This window comes from Rugamonas sp. FW305-51, from assembly GCF_058786935.1.
On sequence record NZ_JBYSZG010000012.1, the window covers coordinates 12729 to 34142 of the forward strand.

The 21414-nt window shown below is 66.3% G+C and carries 19 protein-coding genes; 18 read left to right on the forward strand and 1 reads right to left on the reverse strand.

Features of this window, described 5'->3' with window-relative positions:
- Window positions 1–2 precede the first annotated feature (2 nt).
- The 15 genes from rsmH to AC3WOS_RS10755 all read left to right on the forward strand — a co-directional run bounded on the left by rsmH (window position 3) and on the right by AC3WOS_RS10755 (window position 17505).
- A complete protein-coding gene (rsmH, locus tag AC3WOS_RS10685; protein WP_492715916.1) occupies window positions 3–968 on the forward strand; it encodes a 16S rRNA (cytosine(1402)-N(4))-methyltransferase RsmH in 966 nt (321 codons plus the stop codon).
- On the forward strand, window positions 965–1240 hold the full coding sequence (gene ftsL, locus AC3WOS_RS10690) for a cell division protein FtsL (RefSeq protein WP_492715917.1): 276 nt from the start codon (window positions 965–967) through the stop codon (window positions 1238–1240). The genes rsmH and ftsL overlap by 4 nt, the downstream gene beginning before the upstream one ends.
- The gene (locus tag AC3WOS_RS10695) at window positions 1237–3012 is read left to right on the forward strand and encodes a peptidoglycan D,D-transpeptidase FtsI family protein (protein ID WP_492715918.1); all 1776 of its coding nucleotides are present in this window, start codon (window positions 1237–1239) and stop codon (window positions 3010–3012) included. The genes ftsL and AC3WOS_RS10695 overlap by 4 nt, the downstream gene beginning before the upstream one ends.
- On the forward strand, window positions 3009–4559 hold the full coding sequence (locus AC3WOS_RS10700; RefSeq protein ID WP_492715919.1) for a UDP-N-acetylmuramoyl-L-alanyl-D-glutamate--2,6-diaminopimelate ligase: 1551 nt from the start codon (window positions 3009–3011) through the stop codon (window positions 4557–4559). Before AC3WOS_RS10695 ends, AC3WOS_RS10700 begins: the two co-directional genes overlap by 4 nt.
- Window positions 4559–5962, forward strand: coding sequence for a UDP-N-acetylmuramoyl-tripeptide--D-alanyl-D-alanine ligase (locus AC3WOS_RS10705; RefSeq protein WP_492715920.1), 1404 nt, complete (start codon window positions 4559–4561; stop codon window positions 5960–5962). Before AC3WOS_RS10700 ends, AC3WOS_RS10705 begins: the two co-directional genes overlap by 1 nt.
- 2 nt (window positions 5963–5964) lie before the next feature.
- A complete protein-coding gene (gene mraY, locus AC3WOS_RS10710; RefSeq protein WP_492715921.1) occupies window positions 5965–7134 on the forward strand; it encodes a phospho-N-acetylmuramoyl-pentapeptide-transferase in 1170 nt (389 codons plus the stop codon).
- On the forward strand, window positions 7134–8708 hold the full coding sequence (gene murD, locus AC3WOS_RS10715) for a UDP-N-acetylmuramoyl-L-alanine--D-glutamate ligase (RefSeq protein ID WP_492715922.1): 1575 nt from the start codon (window positions 7134–7136) through the stop codon (window positions 8706–8708). The genes mraY and murD overlap by 1 nt, the downstream gene beginning before the upstream one ends.
- Entirely contained in the window at window positions 8708–9928 is a 1221-nt protein-coding gene (gene ftsW / locus AC3WOS_RS10720; protein ID WP_492715923.1) for a putative lipid II flippase FtsW, read from the forward strand. The genes murD and ftsW overlap by 1 nt, the downstream gene beginning before the upstream one ends.
- Window positions 9925–10992, forward strand: coding sequence for an undecaprenyldiphospho-muramoylpentapeptide beta-N-acetylglucosaminyltransferase (gene murG, locus AC3WOS_RS10725; RefSeq protein ID WP_492715924.1), 1068 nt, complete (start codon window positions 9925–9927; stop codon window positions 10990–10992). The genes ftsW and murG overlap by 4 nt, the downstream gene beginning before the upstream one ends.
- Window positions 10989–12392, forward strand: coding sequence for a UDP-N-acetylmuramate--L-alanine ligase (murC, locus tag AC3WOS_RS10730; protein WP_492715925.1), 1404 nt, complete (start codon window positions 10989–10991; stop codon window positions 12390–12392). Before murG ends, murC begins: the two co-directional genes overlap by 4 nt.
- Window positions 12393–12394: 2 nt before the next feature.
- Window positions 12395–13372 (forward strand): D-alanine--D-alanine ligase, encoded by a 978-nt coding sequence (locus AC3WOS_RS10735; RefSeq protein ID WP_492715926.1) that lies wholly within the window; start codon window positions 12395–12397, stop codon window positions 13370–13372.
- 5 nt (window positions 13373–13377) lie between these two features.
- Window positions 13378–14208, forward strand: coding sequence for a cell division protein FtsQ/DivIB (locus tag AC3WOS_RS10740; protein WP_492715927.1), 831 nt, complete (start codon window positions 13378–13380; stop codon window positions 14206–14208).
- A 9-nt stretch (window positions 14209–14217) separates the two neighbouring features.
- On the forward strand, window positions 14218–15450 hold the full coding sequence (gene ftsA / locus AC3WOS_RS10745) for a cell division protein FtsA (protein WP_173593949.1): 1233 nt from the start codon (window positions 14218–14220) through the stop codon (window positions 15448–15450).
- A gap of 156 nt (window positions 15451–15606) precedes the next feature.
- On the forward strand, window positions 15607–16824 hold the full coding sequence (gene ftsZ, locus AC3WOS_RS10750; RefSeq protein WP_492715928.1) for a cell division protein FtsZ: 1218 nt from the start codon (window positions 15607–15609) through the stop codon (window positions 16822–16824).
- 177 nt (window positions 16825–17001) lie between these two features.
- Complete coding sequence (locus tag AC3WOS_RS10755) at window positions 17002–17505, forward strand: peroxiredoxin (RefSeq protein WP_492715929.1); 504 nt, start codon at window positions 17002–17004, stop codon at window positions 17503–17505.
- 178 nt (window positions 17506–17683) lie between these two features.
- Here AC3WOS_RS10755 and AC3WOS_RS10760 read toward each other — a convergent pair whose 3' ends face one another.
- Window positions 17684–18457 (reverse strand): class I SAM-dependent methyltransferase, encoded by a 774-nt coding sequence (locus AC3WOS_RS10760; RefSeq protein WP_492715930.1) that lies wholly within the window; start codon window positions 18455–18457, stop codon window positions 17684–17686.
- 90 nt (window positions 18458–18547) lie between these two features.
- Between AC3WOS_RS10760 and AC3WOS_RS10765 the strand changes: the two genes are divergently transcribed.
- The 3 genes from AC3WOS_RS10765 to lpxC all read left to right on the forward strand — a co-directional run bounded on the left by AC3WOS_RS10765 (window position 18548) and on the right by lpxC (window position 21379).
- Window positions 18548–19318 (forward strand): helix-turn-helix transcriptional regulator, encoded by a 771-nt coding sequence (locus tag AC3WOS_RS10765; RefSeq protein WP_492715931.1) that lies wholly within the window; start codon window positions 18548–18550, stop codon window positions 19316–19318.
- 228 nt (window positions 19319–19546) lie between these two features.
- On the forward strand, window positions 19547–20389 hold the full coding sequence (locus tag AC3WOS_RS10770; RefSeq protein WP_492715932.1) for a DMT family transporter: 843 nt from the start codon (window positions 19547–19549) through the stop codon (window positions 20387–20389).
- 54 nt (window positions 20390–20443) lie between these two features.
- Window positions 20444–21379: a UDP-3-O-acyl-N-acetylglucosamine deacetylase gene (lpxC, locus tag AC3WOS_RS10775; protein ID WP_492715933.1), complete on the forward strand. Its 936-nt coding sequence runs from the start codon at window positions 20444–20446 to the stop codon at window positions 21377–21379.
- Window positions 21380–21414 lie beyond the last annotated feature (35 nt).

A 21414-nucleotide genomic window follows, 5' to 3' on the forward strand; every position in this document is an offset into this window, starting at 1 on the left:
CAATGACGATAACGGCGGTGCCGGAATTTCAGCATCGTACGGTGCTGCTAGACGAAGCGGTCGACGCGCTGGACCTGACGGGCGCGCGCGCCAATGGGGTCTACGTGGACGGCACCTTCGGCCGTGGTGGCCACAGCCGCCTGATCCTGTCGCGCCTGGGCGCGGGCGCCCGCCTGGTCGCCTTCGACAAGGACCCGCAAGCCATCGCCACGGCCGAACAGGTGGCCGACCCCCGCTTCACCATCGTGCACGACAGCTTCGCCACCATGCGCGCGGCGCTGGCCGAACGGGGCGTGGACCAGGTGGACGGCATCCTGCTCGACCTGGGCATCTCGTCGCCGCAGGTGGACGACGCGGCGCGCGGCTTCAGCTTCCGCAACGACGGCCCGCTCGACATGCGCATGGATACCACGCGCGGCATGTCGGCGGCCGAGTGGCTCGCCACAGAAACCGAACAGACACTGGAAAAGGTGATCAGAGAATATGGGGAAGAACGGTTTGCTTTTCAGATTGCAAAGGCGATTGTTGCTCGCCGGGCAGTCGAGCCAATTTCAACCACACGGCAGCTTGCCGGTATCGTGGCAGGCGCGGTCAAGACTCGGGAAAAGGGCAAGGACCCGGCCACCCGTACTTTTCAAGCTATCCGGATTTTCATCAATAAAGAGCTTGAAGACCTCGAGGCCGGACTAGAGCAGGCCTACGCCTGCCTGGCGCCGGGTGCCATCCTGGCCATCATCAGCTTCCATTCGCTGGAAGACCGCATGGTCAAGCGCTTCTTCGCGGCCAAGGCCAACGTGCCGCAGCCGGACCGCCGGCTGCCGATCCGCGCCGTCGACCTGCCGCAGCCGCTGCTCAAGCTGATCTCCAAGACCAAGCCGTCCGACGCCGAAGTGGACGCCAACCCGCGCGCCCGTTCGGCCGTGATGCGGGTGGCGCGCCGCCTGCCGATACCGGAGGGTGGGCCATGAGCGGCAAGCTCAACCTGGTGCTGACGGTATTGCTGGTCGCTTGCGGCCTGTCGCTCGTTAACGCCCAATACCAGGCGCGCCACCTGTTCATCGAACTGGAACGCAGCCAGTCGCAGGCGCGCCAGCTCGACATCGAATGGGCGCAGCTGCAGCTGGACCAGTCCACGCTGGGCAAGCACGCCCGTATCGAACAGATCGCCCGCGGTGACCTGAACATGGTGCCGCTGACGGCCACCCGTACCCAATACCTGTCGCCGGAAGAGGGCAAATGAAACGCGCCTCCAACGCCAGCGTCTCGCGGGTAGCGGCCTCCAAGGGAGTGCCGTTCTCGAAAAATCCCGTGCTGGCCGTGCGCCTGCCCGTGTGGCGTTCGCGCGTGGTGCTGTTCGTGCTGTTTTCCGCCTTTGCCGGCCTGGCTGGACGCGCCGTCTGGCTGCAGGGCCTGTCGACCCAGTTCCTGCAGAAGCAGGGCGAGATCCGCTACGCCCGCACGCTGGACCTGCCTGCCACGCGCGGCAAGATCACCGACCGCGACGGCCAGGTGCTGGCCTCGTCGATTCCCGTCAAGGCCATCTGGGCCATCCCGGACGACGTGCAGGAAGCGCCGCCGGAAAAACTCAAGGCGCTGGCCAGGCTGCTCGACATGAGCGACGCCGAGCTGCAGAAAAAACTCGATTCCGACCGCGGCTTCGTCTACCTGAAGCGCCAGGTCGAGCAGGACGTGGCCGACCAGATCACCAAGCTCGGTATCGACGGCATCCAGACCCGCAAGGAATACAAGCGCTTCTACCCGCAGGGCGAAGTGACGACCCACGTGGTGGGCTTCACCAACGTCGAGGACGTGGGCCAGGAGAGCATGGAACTGGCGCAGCAGAAGACGCTGGTGGGCGTGCCCGGCAGCCGCCGCGTCATCAAGGACCGGCTCGGCCACATCGTCGAGGACATCGAATCGATCCGCGAGCCGCACGACGGCAAGGACCTGACGCTCTCCATCGACAGCAAGATCCAGTACATCGCCTTCACCCAGCTGAAGGACGCGGTCGACAAGTTCAAGGCCAAGGCCGGCGCCGCCGTGGTGCTGGACGTGCACACGGGCGAAGTGCTGGCGCTGGCCAACTGGCCGTCCTACAACCCCAACGACCGCTCCGTGTTGACCGGCGAGCAGCTGCGCAACCGCGTGATGACCGACACCTTCGAGCCCGGTTCCTCGCTCAAGCCGTTCACGGTGGGCCTGGCGCTCGACAGCAAGCGCGTCAAGCCGCTGTCGCTGATCGACACCGGCCCCGGTTACTACGCCATCGGCGACAAGGTGGTGCACGACACCCACCCGCACGGCGTGATCACGATCCAGCAGGTGATCCAGAAGTCGTCCAACATCGGCACCTCCAAGCTGGCGCTGCAGATGCCGCCGCAGGAAATGTGGGAGATGTTTACCAAGGTCGGCCTGGGCCAGCAGCCCAAGTGGGGCTTCCCCGGCGCCGTGGCCGGCCGCGTGCGTCCCTACAAGTCGTGGCGCCCGATCGAGCAGGCCAACATGAGCTTCGGCCAGGGTATTTCCGTGTCGCTGATCCAGCTGGCGCGCGCCTACCTGATCTACGCCCGCAATGGCGACATTATCCCGCTGTCGTTCCAGAAAGTGACCGAGCCGCCCGTCGGCACCCAGGTGGTGAGCCCCACCACGGCCGCCGAGATGCGCGACATGCTCGAAATGGTGACCCAGCCCGGCGGCACGGCCGAAAAGGCGCAGGTGCCCGGCTACCGCACGGGCGGCAAGACCGGCACCGCGCAAAAGGTCATCAACGGCCGCTATTCGCAGTCCAAATACATCGGCAATTTCGTCGGCATGGCGCCCATGTCCAATCCGCGCTTCGTGATCGCCGTCATGATCGACGAGCCGGGCGGCGCGGTGCACGTGGGCGGCGACGTGGCCGGCCCGATCTTTTCGACGCTGGCGGCCAACGTGCTGCGCGCCAAGAACATCACGCCCGATTCGACCGTGACCCATATCATCATTCCTGAGAATTCCGAACAGGGGAAAATGTGACGACTTCTACCTTCGACCCGTCGACTATCGCCGACGCGATCCGCAAGCTGGCGCCCACGGCGCAGCTGGCGTCCGACTCGCGCCGCATCAAGGTGGGCGATGTGTTCTTTGCCTATCCCGGCGACGCCGGCGACGGGCGCACCTTTATCGAGGCGGCGATCGAGCAGGGCGCCGCGCTGGTGGTGCTCGACCCGGCCGGCTTTGCCTGGAACGCCGCCTGGGCCGTGCCCTACATCACGGTCGAGCAGCTCAAGGCGCGCGCCGGCCTGATCGCGCACGCCTTCTACCGCCAGCCCGACGGCGCCATGTTTACCGTCGGCGTGACCGGCACCAACGGCAAGACGTCGAGCGCCGTGTGGCTGGGCCAGGCCCTGTCGCGCGGCGGCGAGACGGCCGCCGTCATCGGCACGCTGGGCGTGGGCCTGTTCAAGGCGCGCGGCGAAGTCGATTACGACGTCACCGGCTACACCACGCCGGACGCGGTGCTGCTGGCCCGCACGCTGGCCGAGGCGCGCGACGCCGGCGCCGCGTCGCTGGCGATCGAAGTGTCGTCCATCGGCCTGGTGCAGGGCCGCACGGCCGGCATGCACTTCGACGTGGCCATGTTCACCAACCTCACGCGCGACCACCTGGACTTCCATGGCGACATGGCGGCCTACGAGGCGGCCAAGACCCGGCTGTTCGACTGGCCCGGCCTGAAGACGGCCGTCATCAACCTGGACGACCCCATGGGCCTGCGCCTGGCGGCCCACGTGCAGGGCAAGCTGGCCGGCGCCATTCCCGTCATCGGCTACACCCTGGCCGACGCGGCCGCCGTGCCGGACCTGCCGGGCGTGTTGATGCTGCGCGCCAGCCAGTTCCGCAGCAGCCGCACGGCCGGCACCGAATTCCACCTGGAGTGCCCGCTGGGCGCGGCCCAGGTCAAGACCCAGCTGGTGGGCCACTTCAACATCAGCAACGCGCTCGGCGTGCTGGGCGCGCTGCTGGCCAAGGGCATGGCTTTGCGCCCCGCGCTGGACGCCATCGAGGCGCTGCGCCCGGCCCCGGGCCGCATGCAGCAGGTGGGCGGCCAGGACGCGCCGATGGTGGTGATCGACTACGCCCACACCCCCGACGCGCTGGAAAAGACGCTGCTGGCGCTGCGCCAGGTGGCCCACGAGCGGGGCGGCCAGCTGTGGTGCGTGTTCGGCTGCGGCGGCGACCGCGACCCGGGCAAGCGCCCGCAGATGGGCAAGATCGCCCAGATGGCCGACCATGTGCTGGTCACCAGCGACAACCCGCGCAGCGAAGATCCGCACGCCATCATCGCCCAGATCGTGGCCGGCATGGACCAGCAGCACCCGTCGTCCACGCTGCAGACGGTGGAAGACCGCGCCGCCGCTATCCTGCTGGCCATCAAGCACGCGGCCAAGCCGGACGTGATCCTGTTGGCCGGCAAGGGCCATGAGCCGTACCAGGAGATCAAGGGCAAGAAGCTGCCGTTCTCCGACGCTGATCACGCCCAGCTGGCCCTGTCGGCCCGCCTGACCATGATGAGGCCGAACTGATGCGCGCCACGCTGGCCCAGCTCGCGAGCGCCATTCCCGGCGCCACGCTCGTCAACGACGGCGCGCAGACGGCGTTCGACGGCGTCTCCACCGATAGCCGCAACGTCGCTGCCGGCGCCCTGTTCGTCGCCCTGCGCGGCGAAGTGTTCGACGCCCATGATTTCCTGCCGCAGGTGGCGGGGCAGGGCGTGGCCGCCGTGGTGGCCGAACGCCTGCCCGCGGGCTGGACCTTGCCGGCCATCGTGGTGCCGGACACGCTGCTGGCGCTGGGCCGCATCGCCAATTACTGGCGCCGCCAGTTCGCCATTCCCGTCATCGGCGTCACCGGCAGCAACGGCAAGACCACCGTCAAGGAAATGATCTCGTCCATCCTGGCCGCGGCCTGCGGCGGCGAGGATGCGCGCCTGGCCACGCGCGGCAACCTCAATAACGAAGTGGGCGTGCCGCTCACGCTGTTCCGGCTGGACGCGGCCCACCGCGCGGCCGTGGTGGAACTGGGCATGAACCATCCGGGCGAAATCGCCCGCCTTGCCGCCATCGCCGAACCGACCATCGCCATGGTCAACAACGCCCAGCGCGAACACCAGGAATTCATGCACACGGTGGAGGCCGTGGCGCGCGAGAACGGCGCCGCGCTGGCCGGCCTGGGCCAGGACGGCGTGGCCGTGTTCCCCCATGGCGACGAGTTCACGCCGGTGTGGCAGGAACTGGCCGGCACCCGCCGCACCGTCACCTTCGGCCTGGCGCCGCAGGCGGACGTCAGCTGCACCTATCGCGCCGGCGACTTCGGCAGCGAACTGACCATCACCATCGGCGGCGACGGCGCCGTCACGCCGTTCTTTGTCCGCCTGCAGGCGGCCGGGGAGCACAACGTGCGCAACGCGCTGGCCGCCGCCGCCTGCGCCCACGCGGCCGGCATTTCGGCCACGGCCATCCGGCTCGGGCTGGAGGCGTTCGCGCCCGTCAGCGGACGGCTGCAGAAGAAGGCCGCGGCCAACGGCGCCGTCGTCATCGACGACACCTACAATGCCAATCCCGATTCCGTGCGCGCCGCCATCGACGTGCTGGCCAGAGCGGCCGCGCCGCGCATCCTGGTGCTGGGCGACATGGGCGAAGTGGGGTCGCAGGGCCGCGAGTTTCACGAGGAAATCGGCGCTTACGCGCAGAGCAAGGGCATCGAACAGGTGCTCGTCACGGGCGAACTGGCACGCCATATGCACGGCATGCCTTTACAACAAACTTCCATTCGCCATTTTGAACAGTTCGGCGATCTGCTGGCGGCGCTGGACGCCGTCATCACGCCGGATGCAACCGTATTAATCAAGGGCTCCCGTTTCATGAAAATGGAACGGGTCGTGCAGCATTTGATTGGATCGCAACAAGCTAACAAGGAAAGTCACTAATCATGCTGCTTTGGCTCGCGCAATATTTTCAGCAGGACCTCGGACCTTTACGGGTCTTTAACTTCATCACCTTCCGCGCCGTGTTCGCGACCATCACGGCGCTGGTGATCGGCCTGGGCGCCGGCCCGGCCGTGATCCGCAAGCTGACGGCCATGAAATACGGCCAGGCCGTGCGTACCGACGGTCCGCAGACCCACCTGAAAAAACACGGCACGCCGACCATGGGCGGGGTGCTGATCCTGATCGCCATCGGCGTCTCGACCCTGCTGTGGTGCGACCTGTCGAACCGCCTGATCTGGCCGGTGCTGGTGGTCACGCTGGGCTTTGGCGCCGTGGGCTGGGTGGACGACTACCGCAAGGTGGTGCGCCAGGACCCGGAAGGCATGCGTTCGGCCGAAAAATACTTCTGGCAGTCGCTGGTGGGCATCAGCGCCGCGCTGTACCTGGCGTTCTCGGTGTCGGCGCCCAACGCGGGCAAGGTGTTCGAGCTGTTCTTCGCCTGGGTGCAGTCGGGCTTCTCGATGGACCTGCCGCCCAAGGCCGACCTGATCGTCCCGTTCTTCAAGACCATCAGCTATCCGCTGGGCGTGTGGGGCTTCATCGCGCTGACCTATTGCGTCATCGTGGGCACCAGCAATGCCGTCAACTTCACCGATGGTCTTGACGGCCTGGCCATCATGCCGACCATCATGGTGGGCGCGGCCCTGGGCCTGTTCGCCTACCTGACCGGCAGCGCCACTTATTCGCGCTACCTGTTCATCCCGCACATTCCCGGCGCGGGCGAGCTGATTATCTTCACCGGCGCACTGACCGGCGCCGGCCTGGCCTTCCTTTGGTATAACACCCACCCCGCGCAAGTGTTCATGGGCGACGTGGGTGCGCTGGCGCTGGGCGGTGCGCTCGGCACGCTGGCCGTCATCGTGCGCCAGGAGATCGTGCTGTTCATCATGGGCGGCGTGTTCGTGGCCGAAACCGTGTCCGTCATCATCCAGGTGGGCTGGTTCAAGATCACCAAGAAGCGCTTTGGCGTGGGCCGGCGCGTGTTCCTGATGGCGCCGCTGCACCACCACTTCGAACAAAAAGGCTGGAAAGAGACCCAGGTCGTCGTACGGTTCTGGATTATTACGATGATGCTGGTCCTGGTCGGACTCACTACCCTGAAGCTGCGCTGATGATCTACGACGGTAAAACCGCACTGGTACTGGGGCTGGGGGAATCCGGCCTGGCGATGGCGCTGTGGCTGGCCCGCAGCGGCGCGCGCGTGCGCGTGGCCGACACGCGCGAGGCGCCCGAGCGCCTGCCCGCGCTGCGCGCCGCCGTGCCCGATGCCGGCTTTGTGGCCGGCCCGTTCGGCGCCGCGCTGCTCGACGGCGTGGACTTCGTGGCCGTCAGCCCCGGGCTGGCGCCGAACCGCGAACTGGCCGACATCGTGCCGGCCGCCGCCGGACGCAACATCCCCGTGTGGGGCGAGATCGAGCTGTTCGCCCAGGCCCTCAAGGCGCTCAGGGACGAGCGAGGCTACCAGCCCAAGGTCATCGCCATCACCGGCACCAACGGCAAGACCACCGTCACCAGCATGGTGGGCCAGCTGTGCGAGCGGGCCGGCAACACCGTGCGCGTGGCCGGCAACATCAGCCCGGCCGCGCTGGACGTGCTGCGCGAAGTGCTGGACCAGCAGGCCAATGGACAGCCGGACCTGCAACCGGATCAGCAGCCGGACGCGCCATCGGACCAGAAGTTCGACAACAGCGCGCTGCCGCAGGTCTGGGTACTTGAGTTATCAAGCTTCCAGCTGCACACCACCTACAGCCTGCAGGCCGACGCCGCCACCGTGCTCAACGTGACCCAGGACCACCTGGACTGGCACGGCGACATGGCCGCCTACGCCGCCGACAAGCAGCGCATCTTCGGCGCCGACACCGTGCGCGTGCTCAACCGCGACGACGCGGCCGTCATGCGCATGCAGGACCCCACGGGCGAGAACATCACCTTCGGCACCGACACGCCGCAGCACGCCGATTGCTTCGGCCTGCACAATGAGCGCGGCATCTTCTGGCTGGCCACGGCCGTGCCGGGCGAGGAAGTGGAACGCAAGAAGCGCCGCAAGAACGACCCCGCCCCCGAGCCGGTCGAATGCGTGCTCAAGAACCTGATGCCGGCCGACGCGCTGCAGGTGCGCGGCCAGCACAACGCCGCCAACGCGCTGGCCGCGCTGGCCCTGTGCCGCGCCATCGGCCTGCCGTTCGCGCCGCTGCTGCACGGCCTGCGCGAATACCGCGGCCAGCCGCACCGGGTGGAACTGGTGTCGGCCATTAACGAAGTCGAATACTACGACGACAGCAAGGGCACCAACGTGGGCGCCACCGTGGCCGCGCTGGTCGGCCTGGGCAAGAGCTTCACGGGTGAAAACCAGCGCCTGGTGCTGATCGCCGGCGGCGACGGCAAGGGCCAGGACTTCGCGCCGCTGGCCGAGCCGGTGTCGCGCTACGTGCGCGCCGTGCTGCTGATCGGGCGCGACGCGCCGGCATTGCGCGCAGCGCTCGAACCTGCCGGCGTGCTGATGGAAGACTGCGCCGACCTGCCGCAGGCCGTCAGGCGCGCCAGCGATCTGGCCGTGGCCGGCGACGCCGTGCTGCTCTCGCCCGCCTGCGCCAGCCTGGACATGTTCAAGAACTACGCGCACCGCGCGCAGGTGTTTGTCGACGCCGTGCGCGACATCGCCCTCGACGCGGGACAGGAGATCTGATGGCCTTCCAGCTGCCATTCCGCTTTACTGGATCGTCGGCGCGCACGCCGATGGACAGTCGCGCGCGGCAGTCGAAGATGATGGAATACGACCAGCCCCTGGTCTGGGTCACCCTGCTGCTGATGCTGCTGGGGATGGTGATGGTGTACTCGGCCTCTATCTCGCTGCCCGATTCGCCCAAGTTCGCCAACTACGTGCGCTGGCAGAACACCTACTTCCTCACGCGCCAGATGCTGTTCATCGCCGTCTCGCTGGTGGTGGGCCTGTTCGTGTTCCGCATCCGCATCGCCGACCTGCAGAAGGCCGCGCCCTACCTGTTCATCGGCACCCTGGTGCTGCTGGTGCTGGTGCTCATTCCCGGCCTGGGCGTGGTGGTCAACGGCGGCCGCCGCTGGCTCTCGCTCAAGGTGGTCAACCTGCAGCCGTCGGAGCTGATGAAGGTGGTGGCCGTGCTGTACGCGGCCGACTACACGGTGCGCAAGCAGGAATACATGCACAAGCTGACCAAGGGATTCATGCCGATGGCGGCGGCGGTCGGCTTTGTCGGCCTGTTGCTGCTGCTGGAACCGGACCTGGGCGCCTTCGGCGTGATCGTCTGCATCGCCATGGGCATCCTGTTCCTGGGCGGGATCAACGCCATCTGGTTCGGCGGCATCGGCGCCGTGCTGGTAACGATCTTCATCTCCATCATCGCGCTGTCCAAGTTCCGCCGCGAGCGCTACTTCGCCTACCTCAATCCGTGGCAGGAAGACAATGCGCTCAACAAGGCCTACCAGCTGACGCACTCGCTGATCGCCTTCGGCCGCGGCGAATTGTTCGGCGTGGGCCTGGGCGGCAGCGTGGAAAAGCTGCACTACCTGCCCGAGGCGCATACCGACTTCCTGCTGGCCGTGATCGGCGAGGAACTGGGCCTGGCCGGCGTGCTGGTGGTGATCGCGCTGTTCTACTGGATCGTCAAGCGCTCGTTCGACATCGGCCGCCAGGCCATCGCCATCGACCAGACCTTTGCCGGCCTCACGGCCAAGGGCATCGGCATCTGGATCGGGGTGCAGACGTTTATCAATATGGGTGTCAACCTTGGCCTGCTGCCGACCAAGGGTTTGACCCTGCCGCTGATGAGCTATGGCGGCACGGGTGTGGTGATTAACTGCGTCGGACTCGCGATCCTGCTCCGGATCGACTACGAGAACCGGGTCCTGATGCGTGGTGGCAGATTATGAAACGACTGATGATCATGGCGGCCGGTACCGGCGGCCACATTTTCCCCGGCCTGGCGATTGCGCAGACCATGCGCGCGCGCGGCTGGGAAGTAAGCTGGCTGGGCACGGCCCACGGCATGGAACAGGATATCGTGCACAAGCACGGCATCGAGATGGACGCCATCGACTTTAGCGGCATGCGCGGCAAGGGCCTCAGGCACACGGTGGCGGGCGCCTTCAAGATGCTGGCCGGCTTTGCCGCCTGCTTCGGCTACATCGGCAAGCGCCGGCCGGACGTGGTGCTGGGCATGGGCGGCTACGTCACCGTCCCCGGCGGCATGATGGCGCGCCTGCGCGGCGTGCCGCTGGTGCTGGTCAATGCCGACGCGGCCCTGCTGCTGTCGAACAAGACCCTGGCGCCGCTGGCCAAGCGCGTGTGCTTCGGCTTCCCGGCCGAATTCGGCCGCGCCGCCGGCAAGGCCGTCGTCACCGGCAATCCGGTGCGCAAGGAAATCCTCGACATGGCCGGCCCGGAGCAGCGCTTCGCCGGCCGCGAAGGCCCGCTGCGCATCCTGGTGGTGGGCGGCAGCCTGGGCGCCAAGGCGCTGAACGACAACCTGCCGGCCGCGCTGGCGCTGATCCCGGCCGGACTGCGGCCCCAGGTCACCCACCAGTCGGGCAAGAAGAACATCGACGCGCTGCGCAGCGCCTACGCGCAGGCCGGCGTAGCGGCCAACGTGGTCGACTTCATCGACGACATGGCCCACGCCTACACCGAGGCCGACCTGGTGATCTGCCGTGCCGGCGCCATCACCGTGTCGGAACTGACGGCGGCCGGCGTGGCCAGTGTGCTGGTGCCGCTGGTGGCCTCGACCACCAGCCACCAGCGCGACAACGCCAAGTGGATGGCGAAACAGAACGCGGCCATCCACATGCCGCAGACGGAGATGAATCCGCAAAGCCTGGCAACCCTGTTGGAAACGCTGACCCGCACCGCCTGCCAGACCATGGCCACGGCGGCCCGCGCGGCCGGCAAGCGCGACGCCAACGACGCGATCGCACAAGTATTGGAACAACTCTCATGAAGCATAAAGTACAGAACATACACTTCGTCGGCATCGGCGGCAGCGGCATGAGCGGCATCGCCGAAGTGCTGCTCACGCTGGGCTACACCGTCACCGGCTCGGACCTGGGCAGCAACGCCGTCACCCAGCGCCTGGCCGCCCTGGGCGCCACCGTATTCCAGGGCCACGCGGCCGGCAATATCGGCAATGCGGACGCCGTCGTCACCTCCACCGCCGTCCAGCAGGACAACCCGGAAGTGGTGGCCGCCCGCAGCCGCAAGATCCCCATCGTGCCGCGCGCCGTCATGCTCGGTGAGCTGATGCGCCTCAAGCGCGGCATCGCCATCGCCGGCACCCATGGCAAGACCACCACCACCAGCCTGGTGGCGTCCGTGCTGGCGCAGGGCGGGCTCGATCCCACCTTCGTCATCGGCGGCCGCCTGACCAGCGCCGGCGCCAATGCCAAGCTGGGCACGGGCGACTACCTGGTGGCCGAGGCCGACGAGTCGGACGCCTCGTTCCTGAACCTGACCCCCATGATCGAAGTCATCACCAATATCGATGCCGATCACATGGAAACCTACGAGCACGATTTCGAAAAGCTCAAGCAGGCCTTCGTCCACTTCACGCACCGCCTGCCGTTCTACGGCCGCGCCATGCTGTGCATCGACGATCCGCACGTGCGCTCCATCCTGCCGCACGTGACCAAGCCCGTCACCACCTACGGCTTCCACGAAGACGCGGAAGTGCGCGCCGTGAACGCGCGCGCCGTCGGCGTGGAGATGCACTTCACGGTGCTGCAGGAAGGCTATCCCGACCTGGACGTGGTGCTGAACCAGCCCGGCATGCACAACGTGCAGAACGCCTGCTCGGCCGTGGCCATCGCGCGCGAAATCGGCATCGCCGACCAGGACACCCAGGCCGGCCTGGCCGGCTTTGCCGGCGTGGGCCGCCGCTTCACCCGCTATGGCGAGGTCGCCATTGCGGGCGGCGGCAAGGATATGGGCACATTCGCACTGGTGGACGACTTCGGCCACCACCCGGTGGAAACGGAAGTGACGCTGGCCGCCGCGCGCGCCGCCTATCCGGGCCGGCGCCTGGTGCTGGCGTTCCAGCCGCACCGCTACACCCGCACCCGCGACCTGTTCGAGGATTTCGTCAAGGTGCTGGGCAGCGTTGACGTACTGGTGCTGGCCGAGGTCTACGCGGCCGGCGAAGCGCCCATCGTGGCCGCCGACGGCCGCGCGCTGGCCCACGCGCTGCGCGCACGCGGCAAGACCGAACCGATTTTTGTGGAAGCCATCGGCGACATGCCGGAAACCATCATGGGCGTGGTGCGCGACGGCGACGTCGTCATCACCATGGGCGCAGGCTCGATCAGCGGCGTCCCGGCCAAACTGACTAACTACCCGAAGGTCTGAACGTGAATCACATTACTCCATCCGAAGCGAAGGCACTGGGCAAGGTCGGCGTGCTGTTCGGCGGCCGCTCCGCCGAGCGCGACGTCTCCATCATGTCCGGCACCGGCGTACTGCAGGCGCTGCAAAGCCAGGGCGTGGACGCCCACGCCTTCGACCCCGGCCAGCGCTCGCTGGCCGAGCTGGCGGCCGAGCAATTCGACCGCGTGTTCATCGCGCTGCACGGCCGCTACGGCGAGGACGGCAGCATGCAGGGCGCGCTGGAACAGCTGGGCATCCCCTACACGGGCAGCGGCGTGATGGCCTGCGCCGTGGGCATGGACAAGATCTACACCAAGATCGTGTGGCTGATGCACGGCCTGCCGACGCCGAAATACGCAGTGCTGGACGGCGCCTCCAGGCTGGACCAGGTGGCGGCCGAGCTGGGCCTGCCGCTGATCGTCAAGCCGCCGCACGAAGGCTCCACCATCGGCATCACCAAGGTCAGCGCCGCCGCCGACTTCCAGGCCGCCTACGACATCGCCGCCGCGCTGGACGACTCGGTACTGGCCGAGGAATTCGTCACCGGCCGCGAGTTCACCGTGGCCGTGCTGGGGCAGGGCGCCTCGGCCCGCGCGCTGCCGATCGTGGAGATCGTGGCGCCGCAAGGCAATTACGACTACCAGAACAAGTACTTCACGGACGACACCAAGTACTACTGCCCGGCCCTGCTGGACGAGGCCACCACGGCCGAGATGCAGCGCATCGCCGTGCAAGCGTACCGCGTGCTCGGCTGCGAAGGCTGGGGCCGGGTCGACGTGCTGCTGCGCGAACGGGACAACCAGCCCTTCCTGCTGGAGGTGAACACCTCGCCCGGCATGACCACCCACTCGCTGGTGCCGATGGCGGCCCGCGCGACGGGCATCAGCTATGAACAGCTGTGCGTGGAAATCCTGCGCTCGGCACGCTTGAAGATGGCCGCACCGGCCAAGGGACAGGAGTAAGCAGTATGTGGCAAGACGCTAAAGCCTTGAATGCTACCGCCAACGGCATCTTTGCCCTGGTGCTGCTGGCATGCCTGGCCGCCGGCGTCTGGTGGCTGGCGCAGCGCCCCATGTTCAACCTGCGCACGATACGCGTCGAGAGCATGTCCGGCGACGAGGAGCTGCGCCACGTGAACCAGCTCACGCTGCGCAACAACGCGCTGGGCCGGATCAAGGGCAACTTCTTCACCACCAACCTCGATACGGTGCGACAGGCCTTCGAGTCCGTGCCCTGGGTGCGGCGCGCCTCCGTGCGCCGCGAATGGCCGGACCAGCTGATCGTGGCGCTGGAAGAGCATGAGGCGCTGGGCACCTGGGGCGAGGATGGCCGCCTGCTCTCGACCAAGGGCGACGTATTCACCGCCAACCTGGCCGAGGCCGAGGAAGACCATGAACTGCCGGCCTTCGATGGCCCCAACGGCAGCGAGAAGGAAGTGCTGTCGCGCTTTGAGGAGCTGCGGCTGTGGTTCGCCCCGCTCAAGCTGGTGCCGCAGGCGCTGTCGCTGTCGGGCCGCTATGCGTGGACCGTCAAGCTCGACAACGGCATGAGCGTGGCGCTGGGGCGCGAGCAGACCGCCACCACGCTCAAGGAAAGGGTCGACCGGCTGCTGGGCATCTACCCGCAGCTGGTCACCCATTTGCAGAATATCGAGACCATCGACATGCGGTACCAGAACGGCCTGGCGCTGAGCGCGGCCGACCTGAAGATACCGGCCGAAGGCGCCCGACCGAAGGCGCGACCGGCAGTAATGAAACAGACCACCAATTTAAAGCCAATCAGCAAGCACATACAGTAGGCGAGAGAAATGACAAAAGATGCTAAAAACCTGATCGTCGGCCTCGACATCGGCACCTCGAAAGTGGTGGCGGTGGTGGCCGAGGTGATGTCCGACGGACGCCACGAGGTGATCGGGCTGGGCCAGCACGAATCGAAGGGATTGAAGAAGGGTGTGGTCGTCAACATCGAGGCGACCGTGGAGTCCATCCAGCGCGCGCTGGAAGAGGCGGAGCTGATGGCCGACTGCAAGATCCGCAACGTCTACGCGGGCATCGCCGGCAGCCATATCCGCAGCTTCAATTCCAGCGGCATGGTGGCCATCAAGGACAAGGAAGTGACGGCCACCGACGTGGCGCGCGTGATCGAGACGGCCAAGGCGGTCAACATCCCCACCGACCAGCAGCTGCTGCACACGGTGCCGCAGGAATTCATCGTCGACAGCCAGGAAGACGTGCGCGAGCCGATCGGCATGAGCGGCATCCGGCTGGAAGTAAAGGTACACATCGTCACCGGCGCCGTGTCGGCGGTGCAGAACATCGTCAAGTGCGTGCGCCGCTGCGGCCTGGAAGTGTCGGACCTGATCCTGCAGCCGATGGCCTCGGCCGACGCCGTGCTCACGCCCGACGAGAAGGAACTGGGCGTGGTGTTGATCGACATCGGCGGCGGCACCACCGACGTGGCCGTGTTCTCGGACGGCGCGATCCGCCACACGGCCGTGATTCCGATCGCCGGCGACCAGATCACCAACGACATCGCCATGGCGCTGCGCACCCCGACTTCGGAAGCCGAAGAGATCAAGATCCGCTACGGCGTGGCCAAGCAGGTGCTGGCCGACCCGGGCGAATCGCTGGAAGTGCCGGGCCTGGGCGACCGCGGTCCGCGCAACCTGTCGCGTCAGGCGCTGGCGGCCGTGATCGAGCCGCGGGTGGAAGAACTGTTCGCCATGGTGCACCAGGTGGTGCGCGAATCGGGTTACGAAGGCGTGCTCTCGTCGGGCATCGTGCTCACGGGCGGCACCTCGATCATGCCGGGCATGGTGGAGATGGCGGAAGACATCTTCCTCAAGCCGGCCCGCCTCGGCACGCCCGACTACCGCGGCCAGCTGGCCGACGTGGTGCGCAGCCCGCGCTACGCCACGGTACTGGGCCTGCTGCTGGAGGCGAAAAAACAATACCTGCGCGGCCACATCGTGACCCGCCAGGACGGTTCTGTGAAGGCAGTATGGCAGCGCATGAAGGAATGGTTCCTCGGTAATTTCTAAGTGAAGTAAGAGTTGTTGCAATGTGTGTTTTAGTACGGCGATTCCAATACATTTAACTAAACTATTTATATAATTCAACCGCAGTTTTCAATCTCCAGTTCTCCTAACAAATATGAGGCCTGGCGCTTGGAAACCGCATTCTGATAGGAGCACATCATGGAGTTTGATATGGTCGATAACGCAGCTTTGGGAACCGTCATCAAGGTCGTCGGCGTCGGCGGAGCAGGTGGCAATGCAGTTCAACACATGATCAACAAGGGCATGGTCGGGGTGGAATTCATCGCCGCCAACACCGATGCCCAGGCCCTGTCGACCTCCAAGGCCGACAACATCATCCAGATCGGCGAGACCGGCCTGGGTGCAGGCATGAAGCCTGAAGTCGGTCGCAAGCTGGCCGAGGAATCGCGCCAGCGCATCGAAGACTCGCTGCGCGGCGCGCACATGGTGTTCATCGCCGCCGGCATGGGCGGCGGCACCGGCACCGGCGCCGCGCCTATCGTGGCCGAAGTGGCCAAGTCGCTGGGCGCGCTGACGGTAGCCGTGGTCTCCAAGCCGTTCTCGCACGAAGGCCAGAAGTGCATGGACATCGCCGACGAGGGCCTGGAGCAGCTGTCGGCCAACGTCGACTCGCTGATCGTGATCCTGAACGAGAAGCTGGAAGAGATCTACGAAGACGAATCGCTGATTGAATGGCTGCAGCACGCCGACGATGTGCTCAACAATGCGGTGGCCGGCATCGCCGAGATCATCAACGTGCCGGGCCACATCAACGTCGACTTCAACGACGTCAAGACCATCATGGGCGAGCAGGGCAAGGCCATGATGGGCACGGCCACCGCCTCCGGCGTGGACCGCGCCCGCATCGCCGCCGAGCAGGCCGTGGCCTCGCCGCTGCTGGACGGCGTGGACCTGTCGGGCGCGCGCGGCGTGCTGGTCAACGTGACGGCCAGCCGTGGCCTCAAGGGTAAGGAAATCAAGGAAGTCATGGCCGCCGTGCGCGCCTTCGCCGCGCCGGACGCGTCGATCGCCCAGGGTATCGCCTACGACGACGACATGGGCGACAACATCCGCGTCACCGTGGTGGCCACCGGCCTGGGCAAGACCAAGAAGCATGTGCAGCTGGTGCCGCAGCAGATGCTGCGCACCGGTACCCACAACAGCCCGCTGATGCCATCGGCAGCGCTGGGCGGCGGCGCCGCCACCACCTCCGTGTCCATGGGCGCCGCTGGCGGCCTGGGCAATGCAGCTTACGACGGCATGAAGGCGCCGGCCGTATGGCGCCGCGAAACGGCGTCCGAGCAGGTGCAGGCGCTGCAGAAGAACGGCATGGAAACGTACGACATCCCGGCCTTCCTGCGCAAGCAGGCTGACTGATCGGTGTGATCGGTGACTGAGCTGTGATGCGGCGCCCGGCCCGGCAACGGGCGGGCGCCGTTTTTTTGCGGTTTCAGCAGGATCATCCAGCTTCGGGCATACTGCACGTTCTATGCCGGGGCAAGCCGCGCACAGCGCGGCTTTTTTCATTCAACTTCAGAACAGAGGAGTCAACACATGACCATTAAAATCGGCGATACCCTGCCAGAAGGCAGCCTGTCGGAATTCATCGAAACCGAAACCGAAGGTTGCGCACTGGGCCCCAACACTTTCAACGTGCAAGACCTGGTCAAGGGCAAGAAGATCGCCATCTTCGGCCTGCCAGGCGCCTACACCCCGACCTGCTCGGCACAGCACGTGCCGGGCTACGTCAAGCACGCGGCCGAGCTGAAGGCCAAGGGCGTGGACGAAATCTGGTGCATCTCCGTCAACGACGCCTTCGTCATGGGCGCCTGGGGCCGCGACCAGAAAGCGACCGGCATCGTGCGCATGATGGCTGACGGCAACGCCGCCTACAGCAAGGCGCTGGGCCTGGACGCCGACTTCAGCAAGTTCGGCATGGGCACCCGCTCGCAGCGCTACTCCATGCTGGTCGACAACGGCGTGGTCACCCAGCTCAACGTGGAGCAGGGCGGCAAGTTCGAAGTGTCGAACGCGGAAACGCTGCTGGGCCAGCTGTAATCGTTCTGGCTGTGCAGCAAGACAAGACGGCGCCGCGGCGCCGTTTTGTTTGGGCAGGAAAAAAATGGGGACGTAACACGGTTTTTAAAAAATGGGGACGTAACACGATTATTCCGGGTGTTGCGCTCGCCATTTTCTCCGACGGCCAGGCCGATGGCTGGCCGCCATCTGTGACCGCTCAATAGATCTCTTCTTCCTGCTTGCAGGCCACGAACATGGCCGCGTCGATCGAGAACGAATAGTCGGCCTGCACGGCGAAATAGTCGCGCGCCTCGCGCGGGGCCGAATCGAACAGGCTGCGGATGGCCTGCTCGCGCAGGGCCGGCGTGCGCATGCGCGCCACCCATTCGGCAAAGCGCATCTCCAGTTTCCACTGGCTGTCCAGGCGATGGCTAAAGCCGGCCATGTCCAGCTTGTTGGCCCATTCGCACAGCCGGTAGTCGCGCACGTGCGAACCGTCGCGCAGCAACTCCACCGCCTGCAGCGTGGTGTCGAACAGGGCTTGTGCGGGCGCCACGATGTCCACGATCACCAGCTTGCCGCCCGGACGCAGCACGCGCCACGCTTCCTGCAGGGCGGCCGGCACGTCCAGCCAGTGGTGGGCGGAAAAGCGCGTCACCACCAGGTCGAAGACGGCGCCGGGGAAGGGCAGCTGGCCCACGTCGCCCTGCTGGGTGCGGATGTTGTCCAGGCCCCGCGCGGCGGCCGCCTCGGTCACCACGTCCAGCATGGCGTCCGACAGGTCGTAGGCCACCACCGACTGTGCCACGGGCGCCACGGCGAAGCTGGCGTGGCCGGCGCCGCAGCCCAGGTCCAGCACGCGGGGCAGGGCCATGCGGCGGGCAACGTCCTGCATGGCGGCCAGGTCCGCGCCCTGGGCGTGGACGGCGCTGCTCAGGTAGGCCTGGGCGGTATTGCCGAATTGTTCGACGACGACGGCTTGCTGTTTCATGGTGGCTTCCTCTGGTGGTGGGGATGCGTCAGAATAGGCAATTTTCTATCCTGTAACAAGACAAGCACTTATCCTGGTATAACAACTACCATGCAAACGACTCTTGGCGACTACATCCGCGCCCACCGCGAGCGCGTCACGCCCGCCAGCGCCGGCCTGCCCGGCGGTGGACGGCGCCGCACGCCCGGCTTGCGGCGCGAAGAGCTGGCCCAGCTGTGCGACGTCAGTCCCACCTGGCTGACGTGGCTGGAGCAGGGCCGCCCCGTGGCGGCCTCGGCCCGCCTGCTGGCCCGGCTGGCCGACGTGCTGCGCCTGTCCGTGGCGGAGCGGGCCTATCTCTTCAGCCTGGCCGGCCGGCTCGATCCCCAGCACGATCTTGATGCGGGATCGGACGAGCAGGGACTCGACGCGCTGGTGCGCGCCATCAACGCCCCGGCCTACATCCTGGATCGCCAGTGGGATGCGCTCGCCTGGAACGACGACGCGGCGGCCCTGCTGCGGGGCTGGCTCGATGGGCCAGGCGCGGACGCGCCCAATCTGCTGCGCTTCATGTTCCTGCGGCCGGAAGCGCGCAGCCTGACGGTGGACTGGCCGGAACGGGCGCGCCGCCTGGTGGCCGAGTTCCGGGCCGACATCGGCCGGCACGCGGCCCAGGAACCGCTGGCCGGCCTGATCGCGGAACTGGTGGCCGCCAGCGAGCCATTCCGTCAGCTGTGGACCTTGCAGGACGTGGTCGGGCGGGAAGGGGGCGCGCGCCGCTTCCGCGATGCCGCTGGCGGCGAGCGCACCTTCAGCCAGGTCACCTTGCAGCTGGCCAAACGGCCGGACTTGAAGCTGGTGATGTTGTTGCCGGTGGCGTGATATCGGGCTGGGCCAGGCGAGGCGCTGGCCTGCCCAGCATAAATATTTCCATCTTGCTATAATTTCCCCGAGCACCGGCCAACCGCCGGCGCTGCTGGCTCTGGACGTCGCCATGATGACGTTCCATGCGGCCGCATCCCACCACCTTGGCGGCCACCGTTATCCCAGGGGTACGCTCTGTCTGCCATCATCATCTCCCGCAGGGAAAACCTGCACAGCATCTACGCCATGCTGATCGCCGTCGCCATGTTCTCGCTGATGGACACGGCCATGAAAGTACTGTCGGCCCACTATCCCGCCATGCAGGTGACGGCCCTGCGCGCGCTGTGCTCGCTGCCGCTGTTGTGCGCCTACATGGCTTACCGGGGTGCGTTCGCGCGCATCCTCAAGGTGCGCTGGCCCATGCACATCTTGCGCGGTGCGCTCGGTATCGCCATGCTGACCATGTTCGCCTTCGGCCTGCGCGACCTGTCGCTGGCCGAAGCGTATTCCATCTTCTTCATCGCGCCCTCGCTGATCGCCGCCCTGTCCGTGTTCGTGCTGAAGGAAAAAGTGGGCCGGGCCCAGTGGGCCGCCATCGTCGCGGGCATGGTGGGCGTGCTGGTCGTGCTGCGCCCGGAAGGGACGGGCTTTTTGTCCATCGGCGGCCTGGCCATCCTGGGCGCGGCCGGCGCCTACGCCGTGTCGGCCATCGCCAGCCGCATCCTGAGCCGCACCGACAACAGCGAATCGATGATGTTCTGGTACCTCCTGATGATGGCCGGCGGCGGCCTGGCCATGTCCGCCAGCGGCTGGGTGCCCGTACGGCGCGAAGACTGGACGGTGCTGGTGGGCCTGGCGCTGAGCGGCTTTTTCGGCCAGCTGGCCATCACGGAAGCGTTCAGCAAGGGCAAGGCGTCGACCGTGGCCTCGTTCGAATACTCGGCCCTGGCCTGGGGCGTGGCCATCGACTGGCTGCTGTGGCACACCCTGCCGGACGGCTACACGGTGCTGGGCGCGGCCATCATCGTGGCCAGCGGCATCTACCTGGTGCGGCACGAGGCCGTGCATGCCGAGGCGGAACATCCTTGAACTGCAGGCAACGGTGCGGAAACGTGGCTGGGCTAACTTCGCTATAATCGGGGCATGCTTAAACAACGCACCATCAAACAACTGGTCCGCACCACGGGAGTGGGCCTGCATTCCGGCACCAAGGTCGAACTGACCTTGCGGCCGGCCGCGCCCGATACGGGCATCGTGTTTCGCCGGGTGGACCTCAATCCCATCGTCGACTTCCCGGCCAGCGCCATGGCCGTGGGCGACACCCGCATGGCCTCCGTGCTGGTCAAGGATGGCGCCCGCGTCTCCACGGTCGAGCACCTGATGTCGGCCTGCGCCGGCCTGGGCATCGACAACCTGTACATCGACGTGAGCGCCGAGGAAATCCCCATCATGGATGGTTCGGCCTCGTCGTTCGTATTTCTTTTGCAACAGGCGGGCGTAGAGGAACAGCCGGCGGCCAAGAAATTCATCCGCGTGCTGGCACCGGTCGAAATCCGCGACGGCGTGGGCGACAAGGAAAAATGGGCCAGGTTGTCGCCATACAACGGCTTCAAATTAGACTTTTTCATCGAATTTAACCATCCGGCCGTCGATGGCACCAGCCAGCGGGCCCAGGTCGATTTCGGCGACGTGTCCTACGTGCACGACGTGGCGCGGGCCCGCACCTTCGGCTTCATGCAGGACGTGGAAATGCTGCGCGGCATAGGCCTGGCCCGTGGTGGCTCGCTGGAAAACGCCATCGTGATGGACGAATATCGCATCCTCAACTCGGACGGGCTGCGCTACGACGACGAATTCGTGCGCCACAAGATTTTGGACGCCATCGGCGATTTGTACCTGGTAGGCCATCCCTTGCTGGCCAGCTACGAGGCGCACAAGTCCGGCCACGCGCTCAACAACCAGCTGCTGCTGGAGTTGCTCAAGCATCCGGAAGCGTACGAAATCGTCTCGTTCGACACCAACGAAGCGGCGCCGCCCTCGTATCTGCGCCAGATGGCGCGAGAGTGGGCACTGACTTAACAAAAATGGGGACGTACCCCATTTTCTAGAAAATG